This is a genomic window from Embleya sp. NPDC020630 (genome assembly GCF_044334985.1).
Classification (GTDB): Bacteria; Actinomycetota; Actinomycetes; order Streptomycetales; family Streptomycetaceae; genus Embleya.
The window spans coordinates 14,639-27,488 of the sequence record NZ_JBIRUB010000036.1; the positions used below are offsets into that span (position 1 = coordinate 14,639).

13 protein-coding genes and 1 pseudogene are annotated in these 12,850 nt (G+C 70.6%); 3 read left to right on the top strand and 11 right to left on the bottom strand.

The annotated features are described in order from the left end of the window. Positions 1-5: 5 nt before the first annotated feature. From ACH4XV_RS45995 to ACH4XV_RS46035, 9 genes are all read right to left on the bottom strand, one after another. Positions 6-395 carry a hydrogenase maturation nickel metallochaperone HypA gene (locus ACH4XV_RS45995; protein WP_395800180.1) on the bottom strand — a complete coding sequence of 130 codons (390 nt, stop codon included), beginning with the start codon at positions 393-395 and terminating at the stop codon, positions 6-8. A gap of 174 nt (positions 396-569) precedes the next feature. Beyond that, entirely contained in the window at positions 570-668 is a 99-nt protein-coding gene (locus ACH4XV_RS46000) for a DUF6893 family small protein (RefSeq protein WP_380005843.1), read from the bottom strand. Beyond that, a complete protein-coding gene (locus ACH4XV_RS46005; protein ID WP_395800182.1) occupies positions 653-1,282 on the bottom strand; it encodes a hydrogenase maturation protease in 630 nt (209 codons plus the stop codon). Before ACH4XV_RS46005 ends, ACH4XV_RS46000 begins: the two co-directional genes overlap by 16 nt. Further along, positions 1,279-2,688 (bottom strand): hypothetical protein, encoded by a 1,410-nt coding sequence (locus ACH4XV_RS46010; RefSeq protein WP_395800184.1) that lies wholly within the window; start codon positions 2,686-2,688, stop codon positions 1,279-1,281. The genes ACH4XV_RS46005 and ACH4XV_RS46010 overlap by 4 nt, the downstream gene beginning before the upstream one ends. Beyond that, a complete protein-coding gene (locus tag ACH4XV_RS46015) occupies positions 2,685-3,401 on the bottom strand; it encodes a DUF6084 family protein (protein WP_395800186.1) in 717 nt (238 codons plus the stop codon). Before ACH4XV_RS46015 ends, ACH4XV_RS46010 begins: the two co-directional genes overlap by 4 nt. After that, positions 3,398-4,048 carry a DUF5947 family protein gene (locus ACH4XV_RS46020; protein ID WP_395800188.1) on the bottom strand — a complete coding sequence of 217 codons (651 nt, stop codon included), beginning with the start codon at positions 4,046-4,048 and terminating at the stop codon, positions 3,398-3,400. Before ACH4XV_RS46020 ends, ACH4XV_RS46015 begins: the two co-directional genes overlap by 4 nt. Then, the gene (locus ACH4XV_RS46025; protein ID WP_395800190.1) at positions 4,045-4,584 is read right to left on the bottom strand and encodes a hypothetical protein; all 540 of its coding nucleotides are present in this window, start codon (positions 4,582-4,584) and stop codon (positions 4,045-4,047) included. Before ACH4XV_RS46025 ends, ACH4XV_RS46020 begins: the two co-directional genes overlap by 4 nt. Continuing rightward, on the bottom strand, positions 4,581-6,365 hold the full coding sequence (locus ACH4XV_RS46030; protein ID WP_395800192.1) for a nickel-dependent hydrogenase large subunit: 1,785 nt from the start codon (positions 6,363-6,365) through the stop codon (positions 4,581-4,583). The genes ACH4XV_RS46025 and ACH4XV_RS46030 overlap by 4 nt, the downstream gene beginning before the upstream one ends. Positions 6,366-6,448: 83 nt before the next feature. Further along, a complete protein-coding gene (locus tag ACH4XV_RS46035; protein ID WP_395800194.1) occupies positions 6,449-7,534 on the bottom strand; it encodes a hydrogenase expression protein HypE in 1,086 nt (361 codons plus the stop codon). Positions 7,535-8,352: 818 nt separating this feature from the next. On the opposite strand from ACH4XV_RS46035, the gene ACH4XV_RS46040 reads away from it, so the two are divergent. Further along, complete coding sequence (locus ACH4XV_RS46040; RefSeq protein ID WP_395800196.1) at positions 8,353-9,168, top strand: alpha/beta fold hydrolase; 816 nt, start codon at positions 8,353-8,355, stop codon at positions 9,166-9,168. A gap of 182 nt (positions 9,169-9,350) precedes the next feature. Here ACH4XV_RS46040 and ACH4XV_RS46045 read toward each other — a convergent pair whose 3' ends face one another. Then, the gene (locus ACH4XV_RS46045; protein ID WP_395800198.1) at positions 9,351-9,671 is read right to left on the bottom strand and encodes a carboxymuconolactone decarboxylase; all 321 of its coding nucleotides are present in this window, start codon (positions 9,669-9,671) and stop codon (positions 9,351-9,353) included. A 347-nt stretch (positions 9,672-10,018) separates the two neighbouring features. Here ACH4XV_RS46045 and ACH4XV_RS46050 point away from each other — a divergent pair, with 347 nt between their 5' ends. Next, positions 10,019-10,348, top strand: a complete 330-nt coding sequence (locus ACH4XV_RS46050) for a hypothetical protein (protein ID WP_395800200.1) — start codon at positions 10,019-10,021, stop codon at positions 10,346-10,348. A gap of 485 nt (positions 10,349-10,833) precedes the next feature. After that, a pseudogene (locus ACH4XV_RS46055) lies at positions 10,834-11,058 on the top strand (TetR/AcrR family transcriptional regulator); the annotation flags it as partial. A 79-nt stretch (positions 11,059-11,137) separates the two neighbouring features. Here ACH4XV_RS46055 and ACH4XV_RS46060 read toward each other — a convergent pair. Further along, positions 11,138-12,526 (bottom strand): glutamate decarboxylase, encoded by a 1,389-nt coding sequence (locus ACH4XV_RS46060; protein WP_395800202.1) that lies wholly within the window; start codon positions 12,524-12,526, stop codon positions 11,138-11,140. Positions 12,527-12,850 lie beyond the last annotated feature (324 nt).

The window sequence follows — 12,850 nt, forward strand, 5'->3', positions numbered from 1 at the left end:
TTAAGTCAACCCTCCTGGGTGGCCTGGGCGTATCCGACGGCCTGGACCGAATCCGCCCAGCACACGTCGACGATCTGCAATTCGCGCCCGCACAGCAGTTCGGTGCTCGCGCCCGCGCATTCGGGGCAGCACAGGTCGGGTGGCAGGCCCACCGCCCACTCGACGGCGCATACGCCGCAGCGGGCCCGGCCCGGGACGCCTTCGACCACCAACTCCGCGTCGCGCAGCACCGTCTCGGCGCGCGCGACCTCGAACGCGAAGGCCAGCGCGTCGGGAACCACCCCGGCCAGTTCGCCGACCCGCAGCCGAACGGTCAGCGCGGCCCGCTCCCCGGTTCGCGCGGCGACCGACTCGACCTGCTCGATGACGGCCAACGCAATCGACATCTCGTGCATCGACCCTCTCCCGGGCTCGACGATCCACCGCCGCCGGCCCACCGAGTCGACGGGCCCGCGCTCCATTACAGGCATCGACGGCGCCGCGCACGGGCACCCACGCCGTGTCCGACGCCGCACGTACGCCGTTCGCCGCAGTGCGGGCTCGGTCGAGGGGACGCCTCGCGGGGCGGGCTACATGGCTCGCATCCGCAGGTAGCGTCGAATGTCCGCCCGGTTCGCGAACGCGACAAGCCCGAACAGGGCTACCGCGCCGATCAGAATCCTTCGCACGTCGGCACCTCTCCAGACTCGAGACCGCGCACCGCGTCCGCGGCGGCGGGTCGGACATCGACCGCGTCCGGCGCGTCCGGCGCGCCGGTCGGTGATTCGATGGGCTCCTGCCGGCGCAGCACCCGCAGGATCAGCGCGACCGCCTCGTCCACGGCCGCCGCGACCGGTGGGCTGAGCCCCACCCGCTCGTCCAGGTCGGCCGGTTCGCAGCCGACGACCAGCACCCGCCGCGGCGGGGTGCCGCCGGTGCCCGCGCTCAGCGTGCCCAGCAGCGCGAGAACCGCGTCAGGCCCCATGCGATGGCCGTCCACGAGCGCCGTACCGGTCTCGACCGAGCCCGGCACGGCGGCCTCGATCAGGTACACGGTGCCCGGTTCGCCGCCACGCGCGGTGGCGTCCACCAGGATCAACGTGTCGTAGCCCTCCAGGAGTTGGTAGGCCAGATGCACGCCGCGCACGCCGAAGTCGACCACCTCGGCGCCATCCGGCAACGGGCGCCCGGTCAGCCTGGCGACGGTCTCCACCCCGAAGCCGTCGTCACCGAGGAAGATGTTGCCGACTCCGGCGACGAGCACCCGCTCGACGCCCTCGGCCGGCGGACCGTGACCGATCACGTGTCCTCCAAGACCGTGAGTTCATCCGGTTGGAAATACAGGAACCGGCCCTGGGCCCGCCGGATGTCGGCGCCGGGGTCGCCGTCCACGGTCACCGCGAGGTGCACCGCGCCGTCGACGTCGTGCAGCACCGCCTCGACCAGGGCGTCCCGACCGTGCAGGAACAGGTCCTGGGCGTCGGTACGGCGCGGCCCCGGCCGCAGCCGGACCCGACTGCCGGGACCGATCGAACGCCCGTCGACCGGCACCCGATCCGAGGCGGGATCGAATCCGGCGTCGCTTGCCGGGTCCCACCAGGGCCGGTCGGTTGCCGACGTGCCCGGATCGGACGTGCCCGGATCGATCCGGGTCGTCGGCCCGGCCGACCCGGTGCTCTCGCGCAGCGCCCGCACCGTGCCGTGCAACCGGTCCCACACCTCCGGGGGAAGCGAGTCGACCAGGTCCACGGCGGCGCCCGCGCGGGCGTCGGTGCCGCGTGCCTCGCGCTTCTCCCGCTCGGTCAGGGCCGAGGTGCGCAGCGCGAGGATCTCGTCGATCTCGGTCGCGTCGTAGAGCGCGCCGGGGCTTTCCGGAGCCACCCGCGGGTGATCCTCCAGGATGATCGGCGAGGACAACACCACGTCGTCCCGCTCGCCGGCCAGCACCGGCCAGGTCCGTAGGTTCGCACACGTCGCGACGGCGGCCCGGGCCCATTCGGGCGGATCGGTCACGGACAGGAACGAGCCGGTGTCCAGGCCGAGCAGCACATGCGCCGACACCAGCGCATACGGCAGGGCGGCGTCCCGGTCGGCACCCGCGTCGGGCGTCCACCCACTGGTGTTGGCCACCTCGACGGTCAGCTTGAGTGTGCGGTACGGGCCGGGCACTTCGGTGGTCCGCACCCGGATCTCCCCCTCGACCCGTGCCCGCCGGCGGACCAGTCGCCCGCACACGCGGCCGTCGACTTCGACCGTCTCGGTCTCCTCGCGCTCGGCCCGATCGAACGGCAGCACCAACCCGTCCCCTGCCGACGCCGCGACCGGCAGCACCAGTTCGACCCGCTCCTCGACGCCCTCGTCCCATGGGACGAGCACCCGATCAGGCAGCTCCAGCGCGTCGGCCGCCGTGAACTCGCCGTCGGCGCCGACCTGTTCCACCGTGCGCCGTTGGGCGTGCAGGAAGCGCAGCTCGATCGAGAGGTTCGCCTGCGCGCGGGGCTCGATCAGACACTCGGTGCGCTGGTCGTGATGTTCGCCGCTGCCCTGCCCCCAGGCGGGCGGCACCAGCACGCCGAACTGCCAGCGCATCCGGTTCTTGGCGGCCGAGGCCCGGTACGGGTACAGCACATAGCCCTCGAACAGCACGGCGTCGGCGATCTGCCGCGCGACGGCGAACCGCTCCTGGATCGCGGGTTGGAACAGCGTCATCGTTCGGTCCCCTCGGTGAGGCGGGTGCGGTCCGAGCCGCCGGGGCGATCACGGCGAACACCGAAGGCCCGCACGGGCGCGGTGTCCGGCCCCGCGCTCGCCAGCAGCGCCCGCATCGTGGCCTCCCAGGAGGGCAACGCGTGCCGGGCCCGGTAGGCGAGCAGCGCGTCCATCTCCTCGCGCGGCAGCCGCAACCAGCCGCAGCCGGGGAAGTGCTGCTCGACCATTTCCCGCCATACGGTGACCGGCATGCGATAGGCGGTCTCCTTGTGCCAGGGCACCGGTTCCACCCGGAAGCCACCCGCGCCGGTGAACGCGGTCCCGGAGAAGAGCATCAGCAGCGGCACCTCTCCCTCGTCCAGCGCGTGGAAGTAGCGGGACGAGGCGATGTCCATGTCGTAGGTGCATGGCACCGCCAGATCCACCTCGGTCTCCGCGGTGAAGCCCGGTACGTTCGACGCCACCTGGGCGAACTCGATCGGGTGGAGCGTGCCGCCCCAGCGGGAACGTTCGCCGAACAGCACGCCCAGCCGGGCACCCTCGACCGTCCCGTAGCGACGCCGGGCGGGCTCGATCCGCAACTGGACGCGCAACGCGAGCGCGTGCACCCGGGACCGCTCGGCGGCGGTGATCCGCAGCCGAAAGACCAGCGTGGGGCCCGCCGCGTACCCGTCCGCGCGCACGCCGACGCAGGAGAAGTCCAGCTCGGTCACGGTGCTTCGTCCTCTCCGGGCACCCGCGCGCGCGAACGGACGTCGGCGAGGAACGCGGCCAGGTCTTCACGGGCCTCGGCGCCGCCGTCGAAGCCCCGCCACCGCAGGCGCATCCGGCCGACCAGCTCGTAGCAGACGTCGATCGGGACCAGGAAGCACTCGCTCGACCCGTCGGTGCGGCGCAACAACAGCGCTTCGACGTCGGGACGCAGCAGCTCGGCGAGCCGGCTCTCGCCGAGCACCGCCTGCCACAGCTGTGGGTCCAGATCGCTCTCGGTGGCGCCGGCCGGGCTCGGGTAGAGCGCGATCAGCCGCTCGAGCGCGGCGTTGCGCAGGAAGAACGCCAGGCCGACCGGGATCTGCAGGGCGTCCCAGGCGGCTTCGTCCAGGCTGTGCCCGGGGTCGGCGAGGTAGCGCTCGGGCACCGCCCGATAGCGACCGCCGGCCGCGCCGCGCCGCTCGAAGAGCATGGCGCAGCCCCGGCACGCGCAGGCCAGGACCCGCGCGTCGGTGTCCACGAGGTGGCGGTGTCCGGCACCGACCTCCTGGGCGCACAGCTCGCAGCGTTCCGGGCGCGGCCCGGTCGGGAGGCGGAATCGGCGCAGCCCTTCCGCCGGTCGAGCGGTCGTCGGGAACGGCGCGTTCACCGTGCGGCCCGGGCCGGATCGGCCGGTCGGGTGCCGATCTGAAGCAGCACGGGTTCGGGCGACACGGCCGGGGCGTCCTCGATCTCGATCCGTTCGACCTCGGGTGCGTAGCCGGCCAGGAGCCCTTCCACACCCTCGGGTGAGCCTGCGGCGTTCCCACTCGCGCTCGCGCATCCGCATCCGCCGCTCGTGGCGGTCATCCGCAGTCGCAGGGTCCGGCTGTGCTCGTCGTAGTCGAGGAACTCGGCTCGGTGTTCGGGGTGCGCCGCGAGGCCTCGCGTGACCCGCGTCGGCACGTCGTCGGGGTGCAGGTCGTGCAGGACGAGCAGACCGGTGACCAGTTCGTCGTCGAGCACGGTGCGTCGATCCGCGCCGGCGTCGCGCAGCAGCGCGGCCAGCCGGGCCAGGCCGGTGCCGTAGAAGTCCATCAGGGCGCGGACCAGTTCCTCGGCGCCGACGCGCACATTCGGGTCGGCGCTGTCGCCGAGACGGGTCAGGATCTCCTCGACCCGCAGTCCGGTCTGTTCGGCGTTCATCCGCTCAGTCCGCTCAGCCCGGTGGGCACATGCAGCTTCTGCAGGGTCTTGCCGTCGCCGAGATACATGTGTACACCGCACGGCAGACAGGGGTCGAAGCTGCGCACGGCCCGCATGATGTCGATGCCCTTGAAGTTCTCCGGGGGGTTCTCCTCGAAGATCGGCGTGTTCTGCACCGCGTCCTCGTACGGCCCGGGGGTGCCGAGGGTGTCGCGAACGCTGGCGTTCCACGGGGTCGGCGGGTACGGGTGGTAGTTGGCGATCTTCCCGTCCCGGATCACCATGTGGTGCGAGAGCACGCCGCGCACGGCCTCGGTGAAGCCGACGCCGACCGCCTGCTCGGGCACCTCGAACTTCTCCCACGTTTTGGTCCGGCCCGAGCGCACCTCGTCGAGTGCCTTCTCCGCGAAGTACACCGCCATCGCGGCCATGTACGCCTGGAAGTAGGTGCGCGCCCGGTTGCGCTCCAGGGCGTTGCTCCACTGCGGGATCTTCCATTCGAAGGTGGTTTCGGGCTTGGTCATCGACTTGGGCAGGTTGATCACCACGCTGTGCCCGGTGGCCTTGACGAAGCCGGTGTCGACCAGTCCGTTGAGCGCGGTGGACCACAGTCGGGCGAGCGGGCCGCCGCCGGTGTCCAGGGCGAGGTAGTCGGTGCCGTCGAACCAGCGCGGCGACATGACCCAGCTGTACTTGCCGTCGAAGTCCCGCTTCTGTGGGGCGGGGATGGTGTGTTGGTTCCACGGGTGGCGCGGGTCGACCGGGTTGCCCAGCGGGTCGTGCGTGACGAACGGCTCCCGGCCCTCCCAGTCCTGGTAGTAGGAGCTGCCGAGCAGGATTCGGATGCCCAGGTTGATCTCGGTCAGATCGTTGGTGATCAGCTTGCCGTCGACCACGACGCCGGGGCTGACGTACATGCGCCGGCCCCAGTCGGTCATGTTCCGGTAGGTGAAGTCGCAGTGGTCGGGGTCGTTGAGCGCGCCCCAGCATCCGAGCAACACCCGCCGCCGGCCGACCTCTTCGTAGCCGGGCAGGGCGGCGTAGAAGAAATCGAAGAGGTCGTCGTGCAGCGGGACGACGCGCTTCATGAACTCGACGTAGCGCATCAGTCGGGAGAGGTAGTCGGTGAACAACTGCACCGAGGCGACGGTGCCCACACCGCCCGGGTAGAGCGTGGAGGGGTGTACGTGCCGGCCCTCCATCAAGCAGAACATCTCCCGGGTGTAGCGGCTGACCGCCAGCGCCTCGCGGTAGAACTCGCCCTCGATGGGATTGAGCGAGCGCATGATGTCGGCGATGGTGCGGTAGCCGTGTTCGGCGGCGTGCGGCGCCTCGGTGCGTTCGGCCATGTCCAGTACGCCGGGGTTGGTCTCACGGACCATGCGCTCGCAGTAGTCCACCCCGACCAGGTTCTCCTGGAAGATGTTGTGGTCGAACATGTACTCGGCGGCCTCGCCGAGGTTGATGATCCACTCGGCCAGGTGCGGCGGCTTGACGCCGTAGGCCATGTTCTGCGCGTATACCGAGCAGGTGGCGTGGTTGTCGCCGCAGATGCCGCAGATCCGGCTGGTGATGAAGTGCGCGTCGCGCGGGTCCTTGCCCTGCATGAACACGCTGTAGCCGCGGAAGACCGACGAGGTGCTGTAGCACTCGGCGACCTGCTTCCGCTTGAAGTCGATCTTGGTGTGGATACCCAGGCTGCCGACGATCCGGGTGATCGGGTCCCAGGACATCTCGGTCAGGCCGCTGCCGTCACCGGCCGTCTTGGTCGAGGATGCCATCGTGTGTTGTGCCCTTCTGCGGTGAGGACTGCGGCGTGCTTGGGGCCGGCCGCGGGATCGGGGACTTCGCGAAGGCGATTCGCTCACCAGGGCGGGCGGTAGCCGGTGGTCAGCGCGCGCCCGGTGTGGCGCCACTTGGGTTCCCTGTCCACGGTCTTCGCGGTGATCGAGCGCAGCTTGCGGATCACCACGCCGTACGCACCGCTGGTGGTCGCGGAAATCTTGCCGCCGGGCGGTTCGTCCATGAACGGCATGAACTTGTCCGGAAAGCCCGGCATCGTGCACGCGATGCAGATTCCGCCGACGTTCGGGCAACCGCCGACGCCGTTGATCCAGCCGCGCTTGGGCACGTTGCACTTGACGACCGGGCCCCAGCAGCCGAGCTTCACCAGGCACAGCGGCGAGCCGTACTCGTGGGCGAACTGACCCTGCTCGTAGTAGCCACCGCGGTCGCACCCCTCGTGCACGGTGGCGCCGAACAGCCAGGTCGGGCGCAGTTTGTCGTCCAGTGGGATCATCGGCGCGGACCCGGCGAGTTGGTAGAGCAGGTAGGTCAGCGTCTCGGCGAAGTTGTCCGGCTGGATCGGGCAACCGGGCACACACACGATCGGCAGACCCGCCTTGGACTTCCAGTCCCAGCCCAGGTAGTCGGGAACGCCCATCGCACCGGTGGGGTTGCCGGCCATCGCGTGGATTCCGCCGTACGTGGCGCAGGTGCCGATCGCCACGACGCCGGTGGCCTTGGGCGCGAGCCGGTCCAGCCATTCGCTGGTGGTGATCGGCTGGCCGGTGGCCGGATCGTCGCCGAACCCGCTCCAGTATCCCTCGGTCTTGATCGACTCGTTCGGAATGGATCCCTCGACCACCAGCACGAACGGGTCGAGTTCGCCCCGTTCGGCCTTGAAGAACCATTCGATGAAGGTGTCCGCGCCCTGGACCGGTCCGCACTCGAAGTCGATCAGCGGCCAGTGCACGTCGATCGGCGGCAGTCCGGGCAGCGTGCCGGTGACGATCTCCTCGATCGACGGTTGCATCGCGGCGGTCAGCGCGACGGAGTCGCCGTCGCAGCTGAGGCCGGCGTTGATCCAGAGGATATGGATCGGGGACGGTTCCTCGACCGGCGTGGCGGCGGTCGAGTGCCCTGTGGGGTTCTCGGACGTGGCGCGCATGAGGACACCTCCTCAAAGATTACTTATCCGATATATCGGACTCTCGGATCTTCCTATCAGTCCGACACGTGACGCGCCTCACATCCGGTCCGTTCGGACGAGTCGCGCCGCGTCCGCCCCGCGACAGCGCCGATCCGGAGAGAGCCGATGGGTGCGAGCGTGGCGACGCGTGGCGACCGGCCGCGGGCGAGGAGTCCGCGGACCTGGGCGACACGGTCGCGTCCGTATCGCTCGATCGTGTCGTCCATGTGCCGGTGCGCGATGTGCTGGGCGCGGAGGTGGTGTCGGCGAGGCGGCGGACCGAAGTGGTCGCCGACGTGCGCGCGGTACACCGGACACGGTGCGGGCGGGCCCGGTGGCTCCGGCCGGCGTCGTGCGGGTCCTGAACCCGGACGTGCGCAGCGGACGGCTCGCCGACCTCGCCGGGGCGGGCACGGTCGCGGTCGGGGCCACCTACGCCCGAGCCCGGCCCCTGCGTGTGGGCCGCACGTCGCCGACCCCGGCTCCGCACGGTTCGTATCCTGCCTGACGACCGAAACGAAACGCGGCGTCGCCGGGACGGCCTCCCGGCAACGCCGCACGGTGCCGCGTCCCGTCTCCGGACGGGTACCGGCGACCTCCGCGGTGGTCCGGTTCTGCCGCCGCCAACGGGCCCATCGGATCGGTTGACGCTTCGGCTTCCCTTGGTGGCGGGAGGTGTCCGGGGGAAGCGGTGCCCGGCCGGTCTAGTTTTTTCCTGCGGCTGGAACATGGATCGGTTCGACGGAGGAGACACGATGGCGGCTACGGATTTGGTGCGGAAGGTATCCGTGGGGTCCGTGTATTCCGCGGACGGCACCATCATCGGATACCGCACCGTCGGCACGGGCCCGGCGCTGTTGATCGTGCCCGGCGCGCTGGCCGTCGCCGCCGACTACGACGCTCTGGCGGCCGCGCTCGCCGAGCGGTTCACGGTACACACGGTGGAGCGACGCGGACGCGGCACCAGCGGGCCGCAAGGCGACGCCTACGGCGCGGACGCGGAGGCCGCGGACATCGAGGCCGTGCGCGCGGCGACCGGCGCCCGGTTCGTCGTCGCGCAGAGCTTCGGCGCGTTTGTCACCCTGGAAGCCGCGCTGGCCGGCTCGGCGTTCGAGCGGATGGCGCTGTACGAGCCGGGCGTCTGCGTCGACGGCTCGGTCCCGTTCGGCTGGGCCGACGAGTGCCTCCGCCACCTCGATGCGGGCAACCCCGCCGAGGCGTTCCTCGCGTTCGTCCAGGGCATCAACCCCGAGAGCAGCGGCAAGGCCCCGCGGTGGCTGCTGCGCCTGATCATCCCGCTCGCCATCAAGAAGCCGGAACGGCTACGGAAGTACGCCTTGCTGCGCGGCACGATCCGCGAGCACCGGGAATCCTCGCGCCGTGACGGCGACTACGCCAAGTACGCCGCAATCGGCACGCCCACGCTGCTGATGGCCGGCAAGGGCGTCGGGAACACCGGTGCCGGCCGTACCACCGTCCGCCTCAAGGACGTCCTCCCCGTCTCCGAACTGGCCCTGTATCCCAAGCTCGACCACTTCGGCCCGGAGAACTCCCCCACCACGATCGCCCCGGCACTCACGGCCTTCTTCCTCCCCGACCCACACGCCACCTGACACCGAAGTCGGCACGTACCGCAGTCCCTCGCTCCTTTTTCGAGGCCGGCCGATCCGTGGTCGGGCCGACGCCCGAGAACAGATCCGGCCGCCGACCGTATTCGCGCGCGGTCGGGCGGTGGGTACCAGGAGTCGGCCGGGGCGAGATGGCACGTCGGCCACCCGAGGCGTCCCACCGCGGTTCAGACGTCGGACTCGTGGGCCGAGGCGGTGATCTCAATCCCGAGAGCCTTGGTGATGTGACCGGCCGCCGCCATCACTCGGGCCGTGCCGACCACAGGTGCGATCGCCACGAGGACGTCCTGAACCTGCTCCGGCCGCAGGTCGGTCGCCGCACCGGCCTCGAAATGGGCCACGTAGGACAGCGGAGGGGCGTCCATCGCGACGAGGGCGGCTATGCGGGTGAGGATGAGGGCCTCCGGTGTCAGACCGCATCGCTCCATCGAATCAAGGGTCATGGCGGCCAGGGTGTCCAGGACGGGTGTGTCGTGCGCAGTGGTCATGACGAGCCTCCTCGGCTGATTTGTCATGCCCGAGGTGTGCCGCACGCCCGCCTGGGAGAGCCGACACACGTCGGGCTTCTCGCCTCTCTTCGAGCCTAGAACCGCCTGCTCCCGAAGGCACGTCGGCCAAGGACGCCGAGCAAACACGCGATGTCCCCACGGCGGAACACATGCGAGGACCGGGCACCACCGCTGCCGGACCCCCCCGGCCCGGCCCGGGCGGCGACTGGTTCGAAGCGGGACGACACCGAGACGGCATCGCTGCGAAAGCCGTACGCGGCGCGGCGACCGCTCGGTGCCACGATGGAGTGGGGGCCTTTTCAGCCCGGCGATCCAGGAGGGCGATCATGGGCCGCGACCGTCACTTTCACCGCGAGCACGCAGGCTGCTCGATCACCGTGGGCCTTCGGACGGGCCGGACGCGGGAACTGGAACTCCTCGTGGACGGGAAGGAGGTCGCCGCCGCCCGCGTCCACGGCCACCGCGCCCGGACGCACGTCATGACCGCGACCCTGCCCACCGACCCGCCTCGCGACATCGAGGTCGAAGTGAGGCTCCCGGGCGCCCACGGCGGCGACCCGGTGAGCACTCTGCTTGTGGACGGCGAACGCAGGACGATGCCCGCCCGGGAGATCCCCCGACGATCACGACCGACGGAAGCCTCCTGGTACTCCTGACAGCGTCGGGACACCGATGGGGACGACACGCCTGCCTGGTCGCTGTGGCTGGATCCACGCATTCCGCGACACGAACACGAGCCGCACGAACACCGCCGTCGATCACGCCGACCTCAGCTCTGCCTGGCTGCGAGAAGGCGCCATCCTCGACCCGACGAACTCCGGGCCTCACCCCCGTCACCCGTCCTCCACCCGCCGGCCTACACCGAACCGGCCACCCCCGGTGGGAGCTCGTCGCCGGTGATTCCGCACCGGATCGATACGACAGCGATGTCAGTCCGGAGCGGCAGGCTGCGCCGAGGGGGTGTCGGCTTCCCGGTCGAGCCGTTCCGCGAGGATCATGGACGATCTCCGCCGGCGTCCGTCGCGCCCACGACCACATCATGTCCAACGAGGGCTTCGGGGGCCGGCTCATCTGCGGCAAGCCGTTCTCCGAACAGGCCCCGAGCACTACTCCGACGGCGACCGTCGACGAATTCGTCACCATGCGCCGGACGATCACCGGCTTCGGCGTGGTCGACTTCGGCGCGGTGGGCCGGGACCACACCCTCGATCCGGCCCTGGACGACAACACCGCGGTCGCCGGGCGGCTGCGGGGGCTGACCGCGGCCCTGACCGGAGCCCGGGACGACACCGAACTGGAGATCGTCCTCCGAGTGGCCCTGGAGTGTGCGGACAGCGTGCTCAAACTGGCCTTCCGCGCCGATCCGCAAGGCGACCCCCGGCTGATCGCCGAGTGCAAACGAGTCCTCGACAGCTATCTGAACGACCGAATCCGCACGTCGACAGTCAGTGGTGGAAGGCCACGCGGTCCGCGTCGCGCGGGCGGCCGTCGTGGAGGTGTTCGATCGCTCGGCGCATGTCGTCGGCCAGGAGTTCAATCAGGTCGTGGTCGACGCCGTGGCGGACCAGGACACGCTGGATGACCGTCTCCTGGCGGTCCGGTGGCAGTGGGTAGGAGGGCACCTGCCAACCGCGCATCCGCAGCAGGTCGGACAGGTCGTACAGGCTCCAGCCCGTCGAGTCCGGGTCGGTGAGCGTCCAGGATACGGCGGGCAGGGCACCGACGCCGTCGTAGAGCAGGGTGAAGGGACCCATCTCGGCGACCTGCCGGGCGAGGTGCCGCGCGGTGTCGGCGCAGGCCTGGTAGACCCGGCGGTACCCCTCGCGGCCGAGCCGCAGGAACATGAAGTACTGGCTGACGACCTGCCCGCCGGGGCGGGAGAAGTTCAGCGCGAGGGTCGGCATGTCGCCGCCGAGATAGTCGACGTGAAACACCAGGTCGTCCGGAAGCGCGTCCTGATCCCGCCACAGCGCCCAGCCGACGCCGAGCGGGGCCATGCCGTACTTGTGGCCCGAGGCGTTGATCGAGGCGACCCGCGGCAGGCGGAAGTCCCAGACCAGGTCGCGGTGGAGGAACGGCGCGATGAACCCGCCCGAGGCGGCGTCGACGTGCAGCGGGACGTCGACGCCGGTCTCGGCCTGCATGCGGTCGAGCTCGGCGGCGATCTCCGCGACCGGCTCGTAGGTGCAGGTGTAGGTCACGCCGAGGATCGCGACGACGCCGATGGTGTTCTCGTCGACGTACTCGCGCAGCTGGTGCGCCTGGAGGCCGGTCGCCCCGGACTCCACCGGCACCTGGCGCAGTTCCACGTCGAAGTACCGGGCGAACTTCTCCCAACAGACCTGCACCGGTCCGCAGACCAGGTTGGGTCGGTCGGTGGACTGGCCGGCGGCCTGCCGGCGATTGCGCCAGCGCCACTTCAGGGCGAGACCGCAGAGCATCGCGGCCTCGCTGGAGCCGGTGGTGGAGCAGCCGACCGCGTTGGCCTCCCCGGCTCCGCCGGGTGCGTGCCACAGGTCGGCCAGGATGTTCACGCAGCGCGATTCGATCTCTGCGGTCTGCGGATACTCGTCCTTGTCGACGATGTTCTTGTCCAGGCACAGGTCCATCAGCCGGTGGACCTCGTCGTCCGCCCAGGTGGTGCAGAAGGTGGCCAGGTTCTGCGCGGAGTTGCCGTCCAGCAGCAACTCGTTGCGCAGCAGCTGGAAGACGACGGGGGGCGGTGAGGGCAGGTCGGGCATGGACCTTTTGGACAGGGGCTGTTCGCTCAGCGGTGACGCGAAAATGTCGACGGCCGGATCGGCCGCCGGTTCCTGAACGTTGTGCAGAGCCATCAGAGCACCTCGCGTGTCGGTCCATCGGTCCGCATCGGACACTACGGACAGGTTCGGTGGGGGGCATGCGGGCGTGGGCCATCCGGCGGTGCGACGCGGGCGTTGTCGTCGGGCGGCGGCATCGGGTGCGTCGACGTGCCCGTCGACGCCACCGAAGCTGCGGTCGTGGCCGTCACCGTCGGCGCCACGCCATGAGCGCTCGGCCCCGCGAAACCGGAGCGGAAGTTCAGACTCGGCCACTGAAGCGGGACACGGAGCCGCCCCGCGCCGCGGAGGCGCCGGCGGGACCGCCGTCCGGGGCTGCGAAGGGTCGTGCGGCGGTCG

Bases quoted from the DNA above. Each gene is read 5' to 3' on its own strand.
- ACH4XV_RS45995 (WP_395800180.1), bottom strand. From the start codon at position 395: ATGCACGAGATGTCGATTGCGTTGGCCGTCATCGAGCAGGTCGAGTCG.
- ACH4XV_RS46010 (WP_395800184.1), bottom strand. From the start codon at position 2,688: ATGACGCTGTTCCAACCCGCGATCCAGGAGCGGTTCGCCGTCGCGCGG.
- ACH4XV_RS46025 (WP_395800190.1), bottom strand. From the start codon at position 4,584: ATGAACGCCGAACAGACCGGACTGCGGGTCGAGGAGATCCTGACCCGT.
- ACH4XV_RS46030 (WP_395800192.1), bottom strand. From the start codon at position 6,365: ATGGCATCCTCGACCAAGACGGCCGGTGACGGCAGCGGCCTGACCGAG.
- ACH4XV_RS46035 (WP_395800194.1), bottom strand. From the start codon at position 7,534: ATGCGCGCCACGTCCGAGAACCCCACAGGGCACTCGACCGCCGCCACG.
- ACH4XV_RS46045 (WP_395800198.1), bottom strand. From the start codon at position 9,671: ATGACCACTGCGCACGACACACCCGTCCTGGACACCCTGGCCGCCATG.
- ACH4XV_RS46050 (WP_395800200.1), top strand. From the start codon at position 10,019: ATGGGCCGCGACCGTCACTTTCACCGCGAGCACGCAGGCTGCTCGATC.
- ACH4XV_RS46060 (WP_395800202.1), bottom strand. From the start codon at position 12,526: ATGGCTCTGCACAACGTTCAGGAACCGGCGGCCGATCCGGCCGTCGAC.